The organism is Lactiplantibacillus sp. C232 (genome assembly GCF_023806725.1).
Classification (GTDB): Bacteria; Bacillota; Bacilli; order Lactobacillales; family Lactobacillaceae; genus Lactiplantibacillus; species Lactiplantibacillus plantarum.
Genome location: NZ_JAMSKZ010000020.1, coordinates 1 through 16,766 on the forward strand (window position 1 = coordinate 1; position 16,766 = coordinate 16,766).

Here is a 16,766-nt window from a genome sequence, read left to right on the forward strand (position 1 = left end):
ATGAAGGCTGGGCTTTTAGGCAACGATAATCGAAAGCACATCACAGGATTCCAGGACGAATTTGCCGTTGATAAACGAAATCCTAGAGTAGAAATAGATGAAATCACGGAGGACGAAGATGCCTAAACATACTAAGAAACGTTCGACAATTAAACGGAAGCACCGGCGCATGAAGCAACACGCTGAGGAGAATAAAAAGGATGTGGGTAAATGTCAAGAACCAAATTGATTCTGGATGCTTCCTGCGGTTCAAGAATGTTCTGGTTCGATAAGCATAATCCGAACGTAACATATATGGATAAGCGGAATGAAACGGTTACGGCTACTGATAACAATTCTAGCCATGATCGAGTAATTGAGATTAAACCGGATATTGTAGCCGATTTTCGTAACATGCCATTTGACGATAATTCATTTTACATGGTCGTTTTTGACCCGCCTCATTTACGGTATGCGGGTGAATCGAGTTGGTTGGCCAAGAAGTATGGAACACTGGACGAGACATGGCCTTTTGACCTACGGCAGGGATTTACCGAATGCATGCGAGTGCTGAAGCCGCATGGAACACTGGTTTTTAAGTGGAATGAAGAGCAAATTAAGCTGAGCGAGCTGCTAGATGCGATTGGTTACCAACCGCTGTTTGGCGATAAACGTGGCAAAACCCATTGGTTAGTATTCATGAAAGAGAGCGACATAGCATGATAATTGTCAAGGGACCAACTAACGAGGAACGTAAGCGGGCGTTCGAAGCGTTCGGGGAGGATTAAAAATGAGTACTAAAAATAAAATTGAACTTGGAATAATTATCTGTCTTTCGAGTGTGCTTGGTGTAACAACCCTAGTTGATATATTTATTGAGGGTGGAATAGTTGTAGGAACAACTTGTACGATCATTATTTCATTGCTTACTTTAGGCTGGGTGCTAATGAATTCGGAGGATTGAAAATGCAGTATGAACAAGTAGCAATTACAGAACCTAAAGTTTTAGAAAACATGTTGGGTATTCAGAATAATCATGACGGAACATATACGGTTACGGCAATCAAAAAGTTTACTAGAAAAAATGACCAAGTGGTAAGCATGTCGTTTACTAAAAAGGGATTAGCAGCACTAACCGGCTATTTGAGAATGTTAACGGATAATGGAGATGGCGACGATGATTAAGTTCAGAGCGTGGGACAAAATTCAGAATAAAATGCTATTACCTGACAATATCGAATTTATTAATGACCAAGCCTATTGGGCAGAAGCTAGCACTGATAGCAACGGTAGTTATTCTAACGATGGTAAAGCAGATGGAATTGGAGCACTGTTTGTGCTTGAAAAATTTACTGGCTTGAAAGATGCAAACTGTATTGATATTTATGAAGGCGATATTTTAGCCACATCATCTATGATGTACGGGGATAAAGTTACCGATTATTTAAAAGTAGAATGGCGAGAAGATTACGCTGGATTTTACTGTGGCGAAAAGCCTTTATATGCCTGTCTAAGCGAATGGGATAATGATATCAAGTTCGCACAAACATTTCCCGAAATAATTAGCAACGTGCACGAGAAACCAGAGCTACTGGAGGAATAACAATGAAAGCATATAAAGTTTCATATCACAATTATTGGGGCGACATGGGAAAAATTATTTTTGCCGACACGCCGGGCAAAGCCAAGTACCAAGCAATTGGTTCAGATGGGTTTGATGACGCCGAGTTCACGGACTTAGGTTGTGAGCGCGCCGAGTATGCGGACAATCACGAAAACGATTCACAGCTTGATTTTGATTTATTGATGATTGATAACGGCTGGATTTTTGGCCTAGAGGATTCACGGGAATTAGTTAATAAAGATAGCCGCAACATGGTGATTAAGTGCGGCGGCGTTGACAAGCTTTTAACGGCGTTTGAGGATAATGAAGTCAGTTACGATTATGAGAATGACATTTTTAAACCGGCGGAGGAAGACAAATGAAAGTATATCTCAAACAGCCGATTGAGGCTGAACAGTTTGATGGCAGTTCGGATCTATTCATGAAATATGACATGATAGATATTGGAACAATGTGTGAAGAAAGACACAGCCCAGAAATATATATGTCAGGAATCAATAAAAAAGTAAGTGTTGGTGATTGGATTATTACTGACAATTTTAACCATCATACTTTAATGACTGACAAAGAGTTCCAGCAACAGTATGCCGGATTACCTGTTATTCCTAAAAACGTTGCTGGATACATTGTAACCGGACACGGTCTTAATGACTTAATTTCTATTGGGGGCGAAATTTACAGAGCTATGATCCAAGCAGTTGTTTATGGATATCAGAAAGGTGATATTGGCGACTGGATTATTAATCATAGTGACATGTTTGCCCGTGCGTGGCTTGATGGTTACACGGTGAAGGCAGACAAATGAAACAAATATTTGAATTCCTTTGGAACTCTTCTCCGTTGCAATTGATAGGGTATTTGATAACGTCAGTTGGCGTATTGCTGTTTATTGAATCAGTAATTTGGTGGGTGAACAGGCATGACTGACATCGAATACGCCAAAGCAATCAGGGAGAAAGCCACGGTTGCCAACCTGGAAATGAATGCGGCACTGAAAACTGATCAACAGGCACAAAGCGGCCAGGACTTCATTGCTGACATTGCGGAGTTGAGCAATCGCGATAGTAAACAAAAAGCCGCCTACTAAGGCGACCAGTCACGGGACCACTCGAATGACCGTTGTAAGTATAACATAAAAAAGCGCTGCCATCGCTGACCGCGCTACAACTAATTCCGAATAAGTTAATTATAGCATACGAAAGCGGAGGGGCACATGATGGGTGAACAGCAAGTTATTTCAGATGAAATTTTTCCACCAATTGACCAGGAGAAAACAATTAAACAGGTGCGGCGGTTCCTGGATAAGAAGTTACCGCAAGCAGTTCGGGCGTCCGGCCATTCGGTCGCTGATCTAAAATCGCCTAGCATGGATGGCATGCCTAAGTCGGCCCCAGCTGGTAATTCGGCTGAGGATCGGATTACACGCCGCCTGTATGCAGAGCAGATTGTCCGACAGACTATTCAGGCAATGGCTCGGTGTGATCATGAGTGCCAGGAGATATTAGATCGGCTATATCTGCAAGGATACAGTGACACGATGTGCTACATGGATATTGGCTACAGCAAGACTCAGTATTTTGACCGCTGGAAGCCATTGGCAATGCTACAGTTTGCACAGAGCTACTATCTAGAAGACCTGAATATTTATCAAAACCGAACTCAAACCGGACTTTAACCGAACTTTTTCCGAACTCAAGCCGGACTTCATAGCAATAAATTGGTGGTAAATTAGTATTATCGATAATTGGTTAGGGCGACAAATAAACGTTTTTCTGATAGCTCTAATTGATTATTATTGTGGCCTTAGCTCAGTTGGTAGAGCGCCTGACTGTTAATCAGGTTGTCGCTGGTTCGAGTCCAGCAGGCTACGTCAATTTTAGGAAAGGAAGATGAAATAATGGACTTAAAGCATGTAACAACTAAGGAGCTTTCGAAGGAATTAGAATCTCGCTTAGGTATTCAGACCGTTAGCTTACAGTTAGAGGAGCAAGCAAAAATCACTGTTGGAGACCAGAAAGTCTTTAGCTTTGATGGTCCAGCAGTGATTATTGTCAATATGGATTAGTTTATGCGCATATACGGATAATGTTTGATGAAAGCGTGAAAGTATCGGCCTTTAGAACTGGCATTCATTAAGCCTTGATACTCGTCAGATGTGACACCGCTGTACAGATAGACTCCACCACTGTTAAATACAATTTCTAACTGTTGAGTGCTTGAGTTATACCCAACTTCTGATAGGTCTCTAGAAATAACAGGAATTAAATTCATAATATGACCTCCTTTCTATAAATTATAGTATAAGCATAACTGAATTAAGTGCCATTATTAAGCAGATTAAACGCCGGACCGTGCCCAAAGGGAGGAAGACGATTGATAGTTTAAGTCAGTAATGATGACGGGTTGCAATTGTTGTGTAGTTTTGAATCCTACCAAGCAAATAGCCAGCAGATATTAGAGTGAGAGTACTCTATCACTACTGGCATATTAGTTAAAGACAACAAAAAATGATGGACTTAGCTTTGATAGCAAGCCGAGTCCATCATTTTTAGAGATCACCGTCAAAGTTTCGTGTGAGAGCTTGATAGTTTTTGGGGGCGAAGATATTCTATGAAAGACTCCCCCACTTTAGTCACATTATATATGTATCTTGTCCCACCTAAGACACCGAGAGTTGTTTTTCGTATTAGTCCGTGGAGAATTAACGGCTCAACTATTGTTTCAATCTCAAGACTTAAACTGGCAATTTTTATATTATTTTTAATCCAATTAGATTGTAAATCTAGCCATTTTTGACTATTTTGATCATCATTATTTACGCTATCATTAAATTGACTTACGGTTCTTGTACCAAAAGTGGTGTAAACTTTGTTCAAAAATTGTAAAGAGTATGCTGGAACACTCTGAATTAATAGTAAGTATAGATCCTGCAAGTCTAAACTTAAATTTTTGGAATTTAATAAGTCGGATTTGATTAATTTTTTTAAATAATCTTTTTTCTCATCAGAAATCTCACTATCATAGGCTATACAAGTATAGTAGAGAGCTTTTCCTAAAGTGTCTTTTTGATAGCCCTGTAAGGATTGCACTTGTGTATCAAGATCATCTATTTCGAATATGCATTTTTCCAGTATATTTACGACAGACTGGCTGAATTCTCTTTGCGCTAGATCATCTGCTAAATTTTTAGAAACACCTATGATTGCTGAGATTATTGGTATGGGTGCTTTTTCACCAAGATTTAATATTATAGATTGAGCGGCTGTTTGACCAACAGGTTTAATGCTAGATTTGATGTCACTTATCAATTCTTTTTCTTCCTGCATATTATTTGTCATTTCAATAACGTCCTCCTAAATAAATATATACTTTTACAAAAATATTTTAGTATATCAAGTTTTAAATAGCAATTTTGAAATAAGTTTAATATTTAAACTGAAAGTATGGTGAGGTGTCATAGCGATAATGGTTCACAGCAAATACGGGTACGAGCCGCCTGAATGGGTGCAGGCTGATGCCCGGCTAGATAAGTGGTACAAGGATAAGAAGCGTCGTGCTAAACAGCATGGCGCTTTTAGTTTGGAAAAATCAGTAAATAAAAAGCCGTTCAAAAGAACGGTTAAACAAGCACATATCTCTTCACCCGCACTGTTCGATTGTACTCAAGATTGAAATACATGAATTAATGATACTGAATATAATATTTAAATCCTTCATACTAACCACCCCTTTCAAGGCAAGAACAGTCGTTGAAATCCATAGAATGAACAGAACGGTATGCCTTGGGTGAAGAGATATATGTTTGTTTATCATAAATTATAGAGTGACGAAAGTGTAAAAGCAATAGAAATTTAATCATGTATAGTGGTTTCTAGTAATAAAATCAGGAGGTGTGGTGGTATGTAATGAAACGAAAGTTAACGCCCAAACAGCAGAGGTTTGCCGACGAGTACATCGAGTCCGGAAAAAAGGAAGAATCTGCAATTAAAGCTGGATACAAAAGCCGGTCTGCACATTCTATAGCTACTGAAAACCTGCAAAAACCTGCAATTAAATCTTACATCGATGAGCGAATGGCCGAAATAGCTTCCAAACGCATTATGGACGCCACAGAAGCCGTTGAGTTGCTTACTAGTATCGCTAGAGGCGAAACCAAAGAAACGGTTTATATTGGCACTGCTGACGGTGTGTACGAGAAGCACAAAGAAGCTGATTTGAAAACACGGATAAGCGCTACTAAGGAAATACTGAAGCGTTATCCGGATAACAATAAGCTTGTTGAACAACAGATTCGCAAGCTTAAAGCTGACGCGGATATTGCAGAGTCTAAAGCTCGCATTATGAATGCCTCAACCGATAGTACTGAAGCAAAAGTTTCTGAATATCTGGATAAATTGGATGACGTCCTAGGTGGTGATAGCGATGGCAATTAGTGAGCTATATACGCCGAAACAAGTTCAAGTGCTGAAAACCTTGCGGCGGACGGACTGGCGACTACTGATAAACTATGGTGCTGTTCGGTCTGGTAAAACTGTCGTTGATAATGACGCCTTCTTGATGGAACTGCGGCGTGTTCGTCAGGTTGCTGACAAATTAGGGGTCAAGGAACCAATGTACATTTTAGCGGGGTATTCAAGCAAGTCGCTACAAAACAACGTATTACAGGAACTGACGAATAAATATGACATTAACTTTCAGTTCGACAAGCATAACTCTTTCACACTGTTTGGCGTGAAAATTGTGCAGACGTTTACCGGGTCTATTGCAGGGCTGGGTGCCATTCGTGGGATGACCTCGTTTGGGGCGTATATTAACGAAGCTAGCCTTGCTAATGAAGAGGTATTCAATGAAATCCTTAATCGGTGCTCAGCACAAGGTGCGCGAATTATTTGCGATACGAACCCAGACGTTCCGACTCACTACTTGAAAGCCAGCTATATTGATAACGATGATCCTAAAGCAGGAATCGTTAGTTTCCATTTTACAATCGATGATAATACCTTTTTGCCCCCACAATACGTTGAACATCAAAAAGCGGGTACGCCGTCCGGAGTGTTTTACGACCGTGCAATACTCGGTCTATGGGTATCTGGTGAAGGTATGGTGTATAAAGATTTTAATAAGGACGAAATGATTATTCCACGGGCTCAATTGCCAGCAGACTTAACTTACTATGCGGGAGTCGACTGGGGCTATGAACATAAAGGAACGATTGTTGTAATGGCTGATGATCGAGTTGGCAATACTTATTTGATTGAAGAACATACACGTCAGTTTGAAGAGATTGATTACTGGGTAGAGATTGCAAAAGATATTCAGCATCGCTATGGCCGAAATGTTAAGTTTTGGGCTGATAGCGCGAGACCCGAACACGTTGCACGCTTCCAACGTGAAGGGCTCAAGGCGTTCAATGCTAAAAAATCGGTTTTATCAGGAATCGAGTCGGTGGCTAAGTGCATGAAGCAAGGCCACTTTTTTGTTATCAAAGAAGCGATTGATGCCTTCTTAGATGAAATCTATCAGTATGTCTGGGATGAGGCTACGGGCTTACCCGTCAAGCTTAACGATGACGTAATGGACGCGTTACGGTATGCCGTCTATAACACACACGAACGGCTCAAGGCACGGACAATTAAGAAGCCAAAGGGATTAAGAGGATAGGAGGTGAGCGGATGCAGTATGATTTGAACAAGAAGCGCGGGTCCAACGTTGCGATTGACCGTGAATTGGCTGGCAATATTGAAAACCCTAGCTTTGATGTAATTAACTATGCTATCAATCAACAACAGCAACGTATTGACCGTTATAACATGTTGGAACACTACTATGAGGGTAATCAGCACATCTTAAGCCGAAATCTTGAGATGGCGGCTAAGTTGGATCGTGCAGATGAAAAGGTAATGACGAACCACGCCAAATACATTACTGACATGATTACCGGCTTTACAACTGGTAATCCGGTATCCATTTCACCGGCGAACGGTAAGGATATTAAAGCCATTACGGATGCTCAGGACCAAATGGATATTGATTCGCATAATACGGAGATGGAGAAAGATTTAAGCGTGTTTGGGTGTGCCTATGAGCTGCTATACATCAAAAAGGTGTCAGACGCAACTACCGAGTTGGCAATTGAAAAAATTGATCCGCGCGGCTGTGTGCTGGTAACGGATGACACGTTAGATAAAAATCCGCTGTTTGGTATTTACTACGTGGAAAAGAAGGACCTGCTTGGTAATGCTAAGGGTTATTTGATTACTGTCTATACGGCCCACTGGATTATTCAGTATCGAACCAAGACAGGACGAGTGCTATCAGATGCTAATTTGGCAAGCAAACCTAAGGCCATTCAACATTATTTTAATGGTGTCCCACTTATTGAGTATCGTAATAACGAAGAGCGTCAAGGTGATTTTGAGCAAACGATTAGCCTAATCAACGCCTATAACGAATTACAGTCAGACCGTATCACCGATAAAAAGAACTTCGTGGATGCCTTGCTGGTAGTCTATGGCTTTACCCTAGATGAGGGCGAGGACGGTGAAGGAGCTAACTTGAAGGACGGTATTCTAGAAGCGCCTGGTAAAGGCGACCAGGGTGCTAGCGTTGAATGGTTGACCAAGAGCTTTGACGAATCACAGCTACAAGTACTTGTTAAGTCGATTAAGGATGACATTCATCAAACGTCTTACGTCCCTAACATGAATGACGAAAACTTTGCAGGGACGATTAGCGGTGAAGCTATGAAATACAAGCTGTTCGGTTTACTCCAATTGTTAGCGACTAAGCAGCGATACTTAACATGTGGAATTCGTCAGCGTCTACAACTGATGCAGAACATTTTAGCGTTTAAAGGCCAGTCAGTAGATGCCTCCGGAGCGACAATTAATATTGTTCCTGATATTCCAGTCAACATGGCGGATGTCATTAGCAATATCAAGAATGCTGAAGGTGTCATTCCGCAATTGGTATCACTCGGGTGGTTGCCTGGGACCAATGACCCGCAAGAGTTGATTAAGATGCTGGATCAGGAAAAGGAAAAAGCACTCAAGCTACAGCAGAAAGCTATGGGCGGCGAGCCCGCCACAGATAACGAGGAGGTAACTGCGGATGATTCTGGCAACGTTTCATTTAAACAAAAAGCAGGTAGTGAGTTATCAGATAACGGGCCACGCGAATAGTGCTATTAAGGGCCATGACCTAGTTTGTGCTGCTGTTTCGGTGCTTGGTCAAGCCATCACTAATGAGCTATCTAACGCCACTATTAAAGAAAATGGTGGCTTGTTTATTGGATTGATTGAGCCCAGTGCTGATAACAAAGTTCTGTGTGAGACCTTATTACACGGACTACAAGATATTTCAGCACAATATCCTCAGAATTTGCAAGTGGTGGTGAAGGGCAATTAACTCAGAATTGAATAAAATCATTAAAACGATTGGTGTATTTGTGATCGTGATAATTAAAATGCTTGGATTAGTTTCGCTTGGATGGAAGCCAATTACAGGCATTTTAATTTTGCTGTATTTGATTTTATAAGCTCGGAGGTGTAGGAGTGGCGGATGACAAACGCAAGTTAAGTTACTGGCAACTGCGAGCCGTTCAGAGCGAACAGAAATCACATGATGCTGCAACCAAACAAGCGACTATCATTGCGAGGGCGTACATGCGTGCTCAGAACTATTTGACTGGTGAGGTATCACAGATATATAAAAGATATTTTACAGATGGTAAAACGACGGGGTCCGAGGCGCAGCAAATTCTTAACACGAAAGTCAGTCCGACTGAACTAGTAACGTTGCGGGCTCTGGCTGATAATATCAATGATAAAGAGTCGAAGAAGCAGGTTACCAACTATCTATCACGGATGGCAGCTAAGGGCCGTATTACCAGATTGGAAGAGCTCAAGGCTAAGAGCTACATTGCGGTGAAACAAGCGGCATCTGTTGAGATTGAGAAGTCCACGGACCTTTATACCAAGGTAATTCAAGAAGCACTTGATCAGGCAACTAACGAGAGTATTATAGGTGGCTTTGATAAAGACGTCATTCTTCCGGGCGTGAGCGCTGATAGTCAGCCTAAAATGCACACTAGAACTATCTTTGACCCTAAAACGGGTAAAGAGATGGTAACAGTTAAAGTGAACCCAGACGAACCAATAACACGGTTTAAAGAGTTGTCAGGGAAGTACGTTAAGGCTACATTAGATGCGCCGTTTAAAGGCAAGAACTACTCTAAACGGATTTGGCATAACACGGACCAACTAGCCGACCGACTCAGTGAACTATTCACGGCTCAGCAGATGAGTGGTATGCGTGAGCGTGACATGGTACAAGCTTTAGCTAAGGAGTTTGGAGCTAGCAGCTACAATACACGACGATTGATTAGAACAGAAGCCAACTACTTTCATAATCAAACGAAGCTCAATGAATGGAAAAGACGTGGTGTTAAAACGTACCAACTGGTTGCTGTGCTAGATATGCGAACGTCAAAGATTTGTCGAAATATTGATGGGCGAATATTTAATGTGAATGAAGCAGAAGTAAACGTAAATTTTCCACCGTTGCATCCGTTTTGCCGAACTGTTGCGATCATCTATTTGTCAGATAGCAAGTACATGCTACCACGGACGGCAAATGATCCAATTACTGGCGAAAAACTTAAGTTGAAGCCTGATGCTACTTATCAAGATTGGCGCCAGGCAGTAATCTTAAAGCATGGTCCGCAGGCTTTCGATAGTTTAGATAATCGGGTTGGCAATCGTCGGTATGATACTACCCAGTATGATGAATACAAACGGATTTTAGGTGGAGATAACGTACCCGAAACATTCGAAGATTTTCAAACGATGAAGTATAATGACAGTGATAGTTATCAGAACCTGTTGAAAGTAGCGCGCGAGGTTCGGCGCGAACAATTTGCGTTGAACAATGTACACAATTTTGGTGAAGTGCACGGTGTTCCGTATCAACAGGAAGCCAACTCAGTTTTTGACCGTTATGTCGATGGACAACTAGTTACACGAAGATATTATGGTAAGACAGGAAAGGCCCGGCTGGACATTGATTTTACCGACCATGGTAATGCTAAAATGCACACGATTGTGCCACACGCGCATCCCTGGTTACGCGTTACAAAGAAAAATGGCAAGATTGTTCCCCGGCGTGAAGAACCTGGGCGGAAATTAACGATTGCAGAAAGGATTGTGAATAAAGATGGTGGTAAGACGAGTAAAAGCTGATTCGGATCACTTAGAGTCTTTGGAGCAACTTCGATTTGCGTTAGATGTTCGTATGGAGGTTCAAATCAAAATCAATGATGTTGAGTGGTACATTGGCTTTGACAGTGAGGGCAAACGTATCATTTCTAAAGATAATGGTGATTTTGATTATCACTTCAAAGATACTGACGACGTTGATGAGATTCTTGATTATGTAATTGATGGCAAGAAAATCCGTGACCAATGGCAAGATATCGTTATTGTTGCAATGTAGGGCGTTCAATCATTTTGATTGGGCGTTTTTTAGTACGACGAGGAGAACACGATGAGTAAAGATAATTCGGATTTAATGCGTTACACCGAGATGGCAATGAAGGGCTTGACGTTTGATGATGACACGAAGCAAGGCTTTAAGCTCATGACGGATGCATTTCTAACATGTTATGAAGAAGCACTTAATAAAGGATATGATCAAGTAACAGCAATACAAACCGCCACGATGATCCTTTCGACAATGTTCCATCAGGATTAGCATGGATGACCTGAGCACGTCTCTAAACTACTCAAACTAAATAGCATGCGTGGGTCTGATAATGACGCCACGGTCAATTTAGCACAATGTGTGGGGCTCTTAGAGTAATGCACGGGGTGCTTTTTTTGTGGCCTGAGTTATCGGAAATGCGTGGGCGTGGAGGAATTTAATTATGAAAAAGCTACTCAAACTAAAGATGAATTTACAGATGTTTGCTGACGGTGATAATGGAACTGGCGGGGATGAAGGTGGCAATCAGACGGCTGATAGCACGCCTAACACAACCGACGCCAATCAAAATAGCAACAATGACGACTCTGACCAAGACAATCAGGCAGATACGCCGTTTAAATCGTTTGCTAGTGAAAAGGACTGGCAATCAAGTGTTGATAAGCTGATTGCTTCGGCAATTAAAACACATGATGAAAAACAGGCTAGTGAAGCCCAGCAGCAAAAAGATTACGACAAGATGACTGACTTGGAAAAGGCTAACTATGATAAAGACCAATTAACCAAGCAACTTGCTGAATCACAGCGCCATGGAACTATTGTTGAAAATAAAGCTAAAGTTACGGCCCGACTGGGTGCAGACGATTTGCCGACAGCGCTGATTGCGGCTTTTGGTGATGATGTTTTAGCAGATGATAAAGGCGTGGAGGCGGCTTACACTGCAATCAGTAAGTCATTTACAGAGAGCTTACAGCAAGCAATCGATAAGCGAATCGCAAGCAGTGGGACCACATTGCCGGGTGCTGATACATCCGCAAATAAATCTGAAGGTGCAACAGCAGCTGAAAAATTAAATAACTCGCAAAAGCCAGCAAAGTCCAGTTTATGGGCGACAAAATAGGGAGGTACTAGATTATGGCCTATGTATTTGATAAAGGAACAGTAGAACAAAAGAATTTCATGGCATCTGAAAAGTTCGTATCATTCTCACGGCAGGTTGATGACACCAGTTACGCGGTGAAGACGGATGCTTTTGGACATAAAGTTATTCCAGCCGGCACGATTTATCCAACTAATGACGCTAAGGCGGAAGGAGTCACGATTAATGAAGTGGACGTTACACATGGTCCTCAAATGGTTGGCGTGATTGTTGAAGGCTATTTATTTGGCCAACGCTTACCAGTGGCGCCAACAGCTGAGGCTATCACGGCATTAAAGAAGATTACTTTCACTGATACGGACGCCGCCGTATCACAAGCCTAATTAAAGGAGGAGAAAACAAATGGCTCAAATTTCAGATTTATTCACGCAACATGATTTAATCGATTTTTCATTGAATCGGCAGTATCCAGCGATGCAAGGTGATGAACTATTCCCAGCAATCAAAGTCAACTCACTAACTGTTGATATCTTGAAACGTCAAAATCGAATTCCAGTGATTGCATCCTATGCGGCTTTTGATAGTGAAGCCGAAATTGGCAGTCGGTCTGCCTCGGGCGCTGCCATCGAACTGGCTTTGATTAAGCGCAAGATGCAGATTAAAGAAAAAGATTTGTATGCGATGCTCAATCCGCGGACGCCTGCAGAAGCTAGCTACTTGCAACAACACGTTTATAACGACTTTGATGTGCTCAATCAAGGCGTTTTAGCACGAATTGAAAAGACCGCTATGGACGTTTTAGCAACAGGTAAGACTATTTTGCCAGATGAAAGTGGTAAACTTGCTGTCCAACTTGATTATCAAGTTCCGACTGAACATCAGGAAGCTTTGACTGGAGCTGCTACATGGGATAACGGCGACGCGGATATCCTTGGTGATATTACGCGCTGGTGCGATAAGATGGATATTACACCAACCCGGGCGCTAACTAGTCGGAAGATTTATCGATTGATTACGACTAATACCAAAGTTCTACAAGCCGTGTATGGTAACTCTACTCGGGCACTTGGACAAGCCGACTTTGACACCTTCATGCAGGCACAAGGTTTACCGATTTTTCGGACTTATGATCAAAAATATACCCAAGTCGGAAAAGATGGCAAGATTACCAAGAGTCGTTACTTCCCAGAAAATCGACTTGTCTTAATGAACGATGACCCGATTGGTAATAAAGTGTTTGGACCAACTCCAGAAGAGTTAGCACAATTCAGTGGCCCAGCGCAAATTAACGCTGTGGGTAATGTTTACGATATGATTTATACCGAAACTAATGATCCAATTGGGACTTGGGAAAAAGCCTCAGCAGTTGCGCTTCCAGCGTTTGCCGCGGCGGATGAGGTATTTCAAGCTCAGGTTTTAGCCTAGAGGTGATTGATAATGAAGGTTCGCGTTAAAGATTACCCAATTCGGTATAAAGATACTCGGTATAAAAAAGGTGATGAGCTCAGCATTACGCAAGACGCGTTCAATGATGAGCTTTTTGTTTGTCTTGATAAGCAGAAGGACGAGAAAACTGCCGATAATGCTCAGTTAGAAACAGACGACGAAGAATAGAGGATGATCGTATGGCTAAACCAAGCCCACCAGATAAGGCGGGACAATTGACAAGACTATATACGCGATTAGGTGTTAAGAAAGACACGCCGGATGCTGCGGTGGTTGATGACATCTTTGATGATGCTGTTCAAACGTGCTTGGATTATACCCGGTCTTCACTCTCGACACCGATTCTAATTCAGGCAAAACGGCTTGCCATTATCATGTACAACGAGCAAGGAACAGAAGGCGAAGCATCGCGGTCAGAAGGCGGCGTTTCTCAATCGTTTGAACTGGGACTACCTAACATAATTAAAACCGCGCTAGCACCTTACCGAGTCGCGAAAACGAGGCGATTCTAATGCGCCTTAGACCAACAGACCTGACAACTGTTTATTTACGACAACAACAATCAGGCCACGATGATGAAGGTAATGTCATTACGGCGGGATGGAGCAATCCAATTGCAGTGAGGATGAACATTCAAGCTGCTGGCGGTTCAGTGAATGCGCAAATCTGGGGCAAAGACCTTAAGTACATTAAATCTGGTAAGTATCAAGGTAATCAGATCAATGAAGGTCAACAAGAAAATTGGGGTGTTTGTGTCAATGTTACTAAAGATAGCGAGCCAGATTACGTTATCAATTCGATACAAACATTCAGCACCCATAAAAATATCACTTTAGAGCAACGTAAACGAGGCGAATAGGATGGCTGAAGTTGAATGGCGTGGCAGTGATAAGCTGAAAGCTCAGCTCAAAAAAATGCCCAGTGTGGTTCACGATGCCATCTGGGATGCTACTTTTGATGTTGTTGAGAAAGCAGAGGGCTATGCAGTCAAAGAACTTCAATCCAGCGTTAAGTATGGAAATGGTGAGTTGGCTCGAAGTATTAAATATGAGGTTGTCGATAGTGATGGCAAGATTGTCGGTCGTGTCTGGTCCGATGACCCAGTAGCGCTATTTCGTGAGCTCGGTACTGGACGAGTAGGTGAGGAGTCGCAAAAAGATTTACCCGGTGGATTTACACCAGTGTACAGGCAAACGCCTTGGTTCATTCCTGCTGATGACGTTGATACTGACCTGAGTGAACTGTATGGTATGCCTAAAATCGAAATCGACGGACACACATTCTATCGGACAAGCGGTCAACCCGCCCGCCAGTTTTTAACCCCCGCCGTCAAACAAGCCAGTCGTGAGGCACCAGAGATGATTAAGCAGAGTGTGGAGGCCGCACTCCATAACAAATTAGGGGGTAGTTGATGGTAATTATTAATGTGAAGTCAGTAGTGTATCAAGCACTAACGGCTATACCGGAAATTAAACAGGTCTCAACCACGTACCCAGATAATTTAACGGTGTTCCCAATCGCTGTATACAACACGGCACATAAAGCCTATTTTCGTGATGCTAATCAGCAAGAGTTGCAAACGGAATGGACGATCACAATTGACCTCTTCTTAAAAGAAGGTAGCACAACGGCAATCACGAATAAGCTCATGTCATCATTTGGTGATATGGGCTTTTCAAGCGATATTGGTGATAGCAATTTAGCGGGTGTGAATCGCACTGTATTACGATTTACTGGTGTTGTTGATAACACTAGTCACCGCGTATTTGAAAGTTGAAAGGATGATTGAAATTGAAAAAGAATTTAACAGTATTTGATTTACAACGATTTGCTGCAGACGCTAGTGCCGGGCTTGCCGGAACAGGGACCAAGCTTGAAATGTCAGTGGATGGCACTAAGTTTGATGAAATTGGCGGTATTAAGACCGTTCCTGACATGGGTTCAGACCCAGAAAATATTGATGTGACTGATTTATCAGATACGAAAAAGAAGTCAGTTCCTGGGATTGAAAATACATCAACGTTAGCTTTTACCTTTGTGTACAAGGGCAGCAACTTTGCAACGGCTTTAACGCACAATGGTGACAATAAGCAATATAAATGGAAGGTCACTTATCCTGATGGGATGACAGCTTCTTTCACTGGCTCATATACCGTCAAAATGGGTAACGTTGCTGTCAACGGAGCACTTGAATACACGATTTCGATTATCGTATCGGACGGACCGGACTTTGCAACGGCCAGTAGTAGCGCCGGAGCTTAGAACCGTCACATTTTATCCAGATAATAATTAACTTGAGTAAGAGACGAGTAGGCCAGCAGGCTGATATGAGACGAATAATAAAAATGGAGGAACTACGTTATGACAGTAAAGAAAGCAACTAAGAAGTTTGAAATGGGTGGATTACAACTTGAATTAAAGTTAACAGGCCGTGATATTTTGAATATTGAAAAACGCTTGGGTAAATCTATGATGTCGCTCTTTATGAGTGCGGATGGCGGAATGAAATTGCCACCATTGAATGAAATGCTTATCGTATTGCAAGGTTCGAACCAAACTCACGGCGTTACTGATAACGACATTTTTGCTGCCTTTGAAAAATATTTTGATGAAGGTCATGCCCCAATGGATTTATTTACAGTGCTAACAGACTTATTCCAGGAATCTGGTTTTTTCGGCAAGACAGCTTCGGCTTCGAAGACGAATACGGAATCGGAAGTCACTCTGGACAACGAACCAACGACCGAGACGACACTTTAAGCAATAATTACCAGACTGTTTCTGAGTTGCTAAGTGCTATTTACCCATTGGCCGTGCAATCTGGGATTGATTCTGACCACTTTTGGGAACTTGATTTTGGTGAACTCATGGTTCAAGTAATCGCAAATAATCGTAACCGTATAGATGATATGCGAATGAGAGCGGTAATGGATCACAAGCAAGCTGAGATGATGGCATTTGCTTTGAACGACCCTAGCAAAATGCCATCGGTTGAAGAGGCTTATCCATTTATCAAAACAGCGACTAGTACATCGTCGGATTCTGTTCCTGAATGGAAACGGGACCAGTTGCTTCTAATGCAGCAATCGCAAAAGATTAAGACAGCCCGAAAATTCAAAAAAACTACATAGGAAGGGG

General features: G+C 42.0%; 30 protein-coding genes and 1 tRNA gene. 29 read left to right on the forward strand and 2 right to left on the reverse strand.

From position 1 onward, the window contains the following. Window positions 1-210 precede the first annotated feature (210 nt). From MZO41_RS14660 to MZO41_RS14705, 10 genes are all read left to right on the forward strand, one after another. Entirely contained in the window at window positions 211-702 is a 492-nt protein-coding gene (locus MZO41_RS14660) for a class I SAM-dependent methyltransferase (protein WP_058906845.1), read from the forward strand. A gap of 67 nt (window positions 703-769) precedes the next feature. Then, complete coding sequence (locus MZO41_RS14665) at window positions 770-943, forward strand: hypothetical protein (protein ID WP_154698893.1); 174 nt, start codon at window positions 770-772, stop codon at window positions 941-943. Between the two features lie 2 nt (window positions 944-945). Continuing rightward, the gene (locus MZO41_RS14670) at window positions 946-1,164 is read left to right on the forward strand and encodes a hypothetical protein (RefSeq protein WP_058906846.1); all 219 of its coding nucleotides are present in this window, start codon (window positions 946-948) and stop codon (window positions 1,162-1,164) included. Then, window positions 1,157-1,582 carry a YopX family protein gene (locus MZO41_RS14675; RefSeq protein WP_058906847.1) on the forward strand — a complete coding sequence of 142 codons (426 nt, stop codon included), beginning with the start codon at window positions 1,157-1,159 and terminating at the stop codon, window positions 1,580-1,582. Before MZO41_RS14670 ends, MZO41_RS14675 begins: the two co-directional genes overlap by 8 nt. Before the next feature lie 2 nt (window positions 1,583-1,584). Then, on the forward strand, window positions 1,585-1,965 hold the full coding sequence (locus MZO41_RS14680) for a hypothetical protein (protein WP_058906848.1): 381 nt from the start codon (window positions 1,585-1,587) through the stop codon (window positions 1,963-1,965). After that, window positions 1,962-2,408 (forward strand): DUF1642 domain-containing protein, encoded by a 447-nt coding sequence (locus MZO41_RS14685; RefSeq protein ID WP_058906849.1) that lies wholly within the window; start codon window positions 1,962-1,964, stop codon window positions 2,406-2,408. The genes MZO41_RS14680 and MZO41_RS14685 overlap by 4 nt, the downstream gene beginning before the upstream one ends. A gap of 114 nt (window positions 2,409-2,522) precedes the next feature. Then, entirely contained in the window at window positions 2,523-2,690 is a 168-nt protein-coding gene (locus tag MZO41_RS14690; RefSeq protein ID WP_080396932.1) for a hypothetical protein, read from the forward strand. Window positions 2,691-2,816: 126 nt separating this feature from the next. Then, on the forward strand, window positions 2,817-3,278 hold the full coding sequence (locus tag MZO41_RS14695) for an ArpU family phage packaging/lysis transcriptional regulator (protein WP_003642805.1): 462 nt from the start codon (window positions 2,817-2,819) through the stop codon (window positions 3,276-3,278). Window positions 3,279-3,400: 122 nt separating this feature from the next. Beyond that, window positions 3,401-3,473, forward strand: a tRNA-Asn gene (locus MZO41_RS14700). 27 nt (window positions 3,474-3,500) lie between these two features. Beyond that, window positions 3,501-3,668, forward strand: a complete 168-nt coding sequence (locus MZO41_RS14705) for a BC1881 family protein (protein ID WP_119724041.1) — start codon at window positions 3,501-3,503, stop codon at window positions 3,666-3,668. Here the strand turns inward: MZO41_RS14705 and MZO41_RS14710 are convergent. Together MZO41_RS14710 and MZO41_RS14715 are read right to left on the reverse strand one after the other, a co-directional pair. Continuing rightward, window positions 3,665-3,874: a KTSC domain-containing protein gene (locus tag MZO41_RS14710; RefSeq protein WP_058906851.1), complete on the reverse strand. Its 210-nt coding sequence runs from the start codon at window positions 3,872-3,874 to the stop codon at window positions 3,665-3,667. The two genes, MZO41_RS14705 and MZO41_RS14710, sit on opposite strands and share 4 nt — an antisense overlap. A gap of 290 nt (window positions 3,875-4,164) precedes the next feature. Beyond that, window positions 4,165-4,941 carry a hypothetical protein gene (locus MZO41_RS14715; protein WP_013355741.1) on the reverse strand — a complete coding sequence of 259 codons (777 nt, stop codon included), beginning with the start codon at window positions 4,939-4,941 and terminating at the stop codon, window positions 4,165-4,167. A 118-nt stretch (window positions 4,942-5,059) separates the two neighbouring features. Here MZO41_RS14715 and MZO41_RS14720 point away from each other — a divergent pair, with 118 nt between their 5' ends. The 19 genes from MZO41_RS14720 to MZO41_RS14810 all read left to right on the forward strand — a co-directional run bounded on the left by MZO41_RS14720 (window position 5,060) and on the right by MZO41_RS14810 (window position 16,759). Then, window positions 5,060-5,275 carry a hypothetical protein gene (locus tag MZO41_RS14720; protein WP_033098954.1) on the forward strand — a complete coding sequence of 72 codons (216 nt, stop codon included), beginning with the start codon at window positions 5,060-5,062 and terminating at the stop codon, window positions 5,273-5,275. Between the two features lie 233 nt (window positions 5,276-5,508). Next, a complete protein-coding gene (locus MZO41_RS14725; protein ID WP_013355739.1) occupies window positions 5,509-6,036 on the forward strand; it encodes a terminase small subunit in 528 nt (175 codons plus the stop codon). Beyond that, window positions 6,026-7,264 (forward strand): PBSX family phage terminase large subunit, encoded by a 1,239-nt coding sequence (locus tag MZO41_RS14730; protein WP_033098955.1) that lies wholly within the window; start codon window positions 6,026-6,028, stop codon window positions 7,262-7,264. Before MZO41_RS14725 ends, MZO41_RS14730 begins: the two co-directional genes overlap by 11 nt. Window positions 7,265-7,275: 11 nt before the next feature. After that, on the forward strand, window positions 7,276-8,784 hold the full coding sequence (locus MZO41_RS14735) for a phage portal protein (protein WP_013355738.1): 1,509 nt from the start codon (window positions 7,276-7,278) through the stop codon (window positions 8,782-8,784). Continuing rightward, window positions 8,714-9,010 (forward strand): ribosomal-processing cysteine protease Prp, encoded by a 297-nt coding sequence (locus MZO41_RS14740; RefSeq protein WP_024971552.1) that lies wholly within the window; start codon window positions 8,714-8,716, stop codon window positions 9,008-9,010. Before MZO41_RS14735 ends, MZO41_RS14740 begins: the two co-directional genes overlap by 71 nt. Window positions 9,011-9,156: 146 nt before the next feature. After that, window positions 9,157-10,842: a minor capsid protein gene (locus tag MZO41_RS14745; protein WP_013355736.1), complete on the forward strand. Its 1,686-nt coding sequence runs from the start codon at window positions 9,157-9,159 to the stop codon at window positions 10,840-10,842. Continuing rightward, window positions 10,817-11,095: a hypothetical protein gene (locus tag MZO41_RS14750; RefSeq protein ID WP_003642815.1), complete on the forward strand. Its 279-nt coding sequence runs from the start codon at window positions 10,817-10,819 to the stop codon at window positions 11,093-11,095. The genes MZO41_RS14745 and MZO41_RS14750 overlap by 26 nt, the downstream gene beginning before the upstream one ends. Before the next feature lie 51 nt (window positions 11,096-11,146). After that, complete coding sequence (locus MZO41_RS14755; protein WP_013355734.1) at window positions 11,147-11,353, forward strand: hypothetical protein; 207 nt, start codon at window positions 11,147-11,149, stop codon at window positions 11,351-11,353. 172 nt (window positions 11,354-11,525) lie between these two features. Then, window positions 11,526-12,203: a capsid assembly scaffolding protein Gp46 family protein gene (locus tag MZO41_RS14760; RefSeq protein ID WP_013355733.1), complete on the forward strand. Its 678-nt coding sequence runs from the start codon at window positions 11,526-11,528 to the stop codon at window positions 12,201-12,203. A 14-nt stretch (window positions 12,204-12,217) separates the two neighbouring features. Further along, window positions 12,218-12,565: a hypothetical protein gene (locus MZO41_RS14765; RefSeq protein ID WP_013355732.1), complete on the forward strand. Its 348-nt coding sequence runs from the start codon at window positions 12,218-12,220 to the stop codon at window positions 12,563-12,565. Window positions 12,566-12,584: 19 nt separating this feature from the next. After that, window positions 12,585-13,607, forward strand: coding sequence for a major capsid protein (locus MZO41_RS14770; RefSeq protein ID WP_003642819.1), 1,023 nt, complete (start codon window positions 12,585-12,587; stop codon window positions 13,605-13,607). Between the two features lie 12 nt (window positions 13,608-13,619). Next, window positions 13,620-13,796, forward strand: coding sequence for a hypothetical protein (locus tag MZO41_RS14775; protein ID WP_003642820.1), 177 nt, complete (start codon window positions 13,620-13,622; stop codon window positions 13,794-13,796). A gap of 11 nt (window positions 13,797-13,807) precedes the next feature. Continuing rightward, the gene (locus MZO41_RS14780) at window positions 13,808-14,140 is read left to right on the forward strand and encodes a phage head-tail connector protein (protein WP_013355731.1); all 333 of its coding nucleotides are present in this window, start codon (window positions 13,808-13,810) and stop codon (window positions 14,138-14,140) included. Continuing rightward, window positions 14,140-14,487, forward strand: a complete 348-nt coding sequence (locus tag MZO41_RS14785) for a hypothetical protein (RefSeq protein ID WP_003642822.1) — start codon at window positions 14,140-14,142, stop codon at window positions 14,485-14,487. Before MZO41_RS14780 ends, MZO41_RS14785 begins: the two co-directional genes overlap by 1 nt. Window position 14,488: 1 nt before the next feature. After that, on the forward strand, window positions 14,489-15,040 hold the full coding sequence (locus MZO41_RS14790; RefSeq protein WP_013355730.1) for an HK97 gp10 family phage protein: 552 nt from the start codon (window positions 14,489-14,491) through the stop codon (window positions 15,038-15,040). Next, window positions 15,040-15,405, forward strand: a complete 366-nt coding sequence (locus MZO41_RS14795; protein ID WP_013355729.1) for a hypothetical protein — start codon at window positions 15,040-15,042, stop codon at window positions 15,403-15,405. Before MZO41_RS14790 ends, MZO41_RS14795 begins: the two co-directional genes overlap by 1 nt. Before the next feature lie 8 nt (window positions 15,406-15,413). Continuing rightward, window positions 15,414-15,890 carry a phage tail tube protein gene (locus MZO41_RS14800; RefSeq protein ID WP_003642825.1) on the forward strand — a complete coding sequence of 159 codons (477 nt, stop codon included), beginning with the start codon at window positions 15,414-15,416 and terminating at the stop codon, window positions 15,888-15,890. Between the two features lie 99 nt (window positions 15,891-15,989). Then, window positions 15,990-16,388 (forward strand): DUF6096 family protein, encoded by a 399-nt coding sequence (locus MZO41_RS14805; RefSeq protein WP_003642826.1) that lies wholly within the window; start codon window positions 15,990-15,992, stop codon window positions 16,386-16,388. 53 nt (window positions 16,389-16,441) lie between these two features. Further along, entirely contained in the window at window positions 16,442-16,759 is a 318-nt protein-coding gene (locus MZO41_RS14810; RefSeq protein ID WP_003642827.1) for a hypothetical protein, read from the forward strand. The last annotated feature ends 7 nt before the right edge of the window (window positions 16,760-16,766 follow it).

Coding starts and splice junctions, on each gene's coding strand:
- MZO41_RS14770 (WP_003642819.1), top strand. CDS start 12,585: ATGGCTCAAATTTCAGATTTATTCACGCAACATGATTTAATCGATTTT.
- MZO41_RS14750 (WP_003642815.1), top strand. CDS start 10,817: ATGGTGGTAAGACGAGTAAAAGCTGATTCGGATCACTTAGAGTCTTTG.
- MZO41_RS14695 (WP_003642805.1), top strand. CDS start 2,817: ATGATGGGTGAACAGCAAGTTATTTCAGATGAAATTTTTCCACCAATT.
- MZO41_RS14780 (WP_013355731.1), top strand. CDS start 13,808: ATGGCTAAACCAAGCCCACCAGATAAGGCGGGACAATTGACAAGACTA.
- MZO41_RS14805 (WP_003642826.1), top strand. CDS start 15,990: ATGACAGTAAAGAAAGCAACTAAGAAGTTTGAAATGGGTGGATTACAA.
- MZO41_RS14685 (WP_058906849.1), top strand. CDS start 1,962: ATGAAAGTATATCTCAAACAGCCGATTGAGGCTGAACAGTTTGATGGC.
- MZO41_RS14690 (WP_080396932.1), top strand. CDS start 2,523: ATGACTGACATCGAATACGCCAAAGCAATCAGGGAGAAAGCCACGGTT.
- MZO41_RS14790 (WP_013355730.1), top strand. CDS start 14,489: ATGGCTGAAGTTGAATGGCGTGGCAGTGATAAGCTGAAAGCTCAGCTC.
- MZO41_RS14730 (WP_033098955.1), top strand. CDS start 6,026: ATGGCAATTAGTGAGCTATATACGCCGAAACAAGTTCAAGTGCTGAAA.
- MZO41_RS14785 (WP_003642822.1), top strand. CDS start 14,140: ATGCGCCTTAGACCAACAGACCTGACAACTGTTTATTTACGACAACAA.
- MZO41_RS14775 (WP_003642820.1), top strand. CDS start 13,620: ATGAAGGTTCGCGTTAAAGATTACCCAATTCGGTATAAAGATACTCGG.
- MZO41_RS14705 (WP_119724041.1), top strand. CDS start 3,501: ATGGACTTAAAGCATGTAACAACTAAGGAGCTTTCGAAGGAATTAGAA.
- MZO41_RS14715 (WP_013355741.1), bottom strand. CDS start 4,941: ATGACAAATAATATGCAGGAAGAAAAAGAATTGATAAGTGACATCAAA.
- MZO41_RS14680 (WP_058906848.1), top strand. CDS start 1,585: ATGAAAGCATATAAAGTTTCATATCACAATTATTGGGGCGACATGGGA.
- MZO41_RS14765 (WP_013355732.1), top strand. CDS start 12,218: ATGGCCTATGTATTTGATAAAGGAACAGTAGAACAAAAGAATTTCATG.
- MZO41_RS14755 (WP_013355734.1), top strand. CDS start 11,147: ATGAGTAAAGATAATTCGGATTTAATGCGTTACACCGAGATGGCAATG.
- MZO41_RS14675 (WP_058906847.1), top strand. CDS start 1,157: ATGATTAAGTTCAGAGCGTGGGACAAAATTCAGAATAAAATGCTATTA.
- MZO41_RS14670 (WP_058906846.1), top strand. CDS start 946: ATGCAGTATGAACAAGTAGCAATTACAGAACCTAAAGTTTTAGAAAAC.
- MZO41_RS14740 (WP_024971552.1), top strand. CDS start 8,714: ATGATTCTGGCAACGTTTCATTTAAACAAAAAGCAGGTAGTGAGTTAT.
- MZO41_RS14660 (WP_058906845.1), top strand. CDS start 211: ATGTCAAGAACCAAATTGATTCTGGATGCTTCCTGCGGTTCAAGAATG.
- MZO41_RS14710 (WP_058906851.1), bottom strand. CDS start 3,874: ATGAATTTAATTCCTGTTATTTCTAGAGACCTATCAGAAGTTGGGTAT.
- MZO41_RS14795 (WP_013355729.1), top strand. CDS start 15,040: ATGGTAATTATTAATGTGAAGTCAGTAGTGTATCAAGCACTAACGGCT.
- MZO41_RS14735 (WP_013355738.1), top strand. CDS start 7,276: ATGCAGTATGATTTGAACAAGAAGCGCGGGTCCAACGTTGCGATTGAC.
- MZO41_RS14665 (WP_154698893.1), top strand. CDS start 770: ATGAGTACTAAAAATAAAATTGAACTTGGAATAATTATCTGTCTTTCG.
- MZO41_RS14725 (WP_013355739.1), top strand. CDS start 5,509: ATGAAACGAAAGTTAACGCCCAAACAGCAGAGGTTTGCCGACGAGTAC.
- MZO41_RS14760 (WP_013355733.1), top strand. CDS start 11,526: ATGAAAAAGCTACTCAAACTAAAGATGAATTTACAGATGTTTGCTGAC.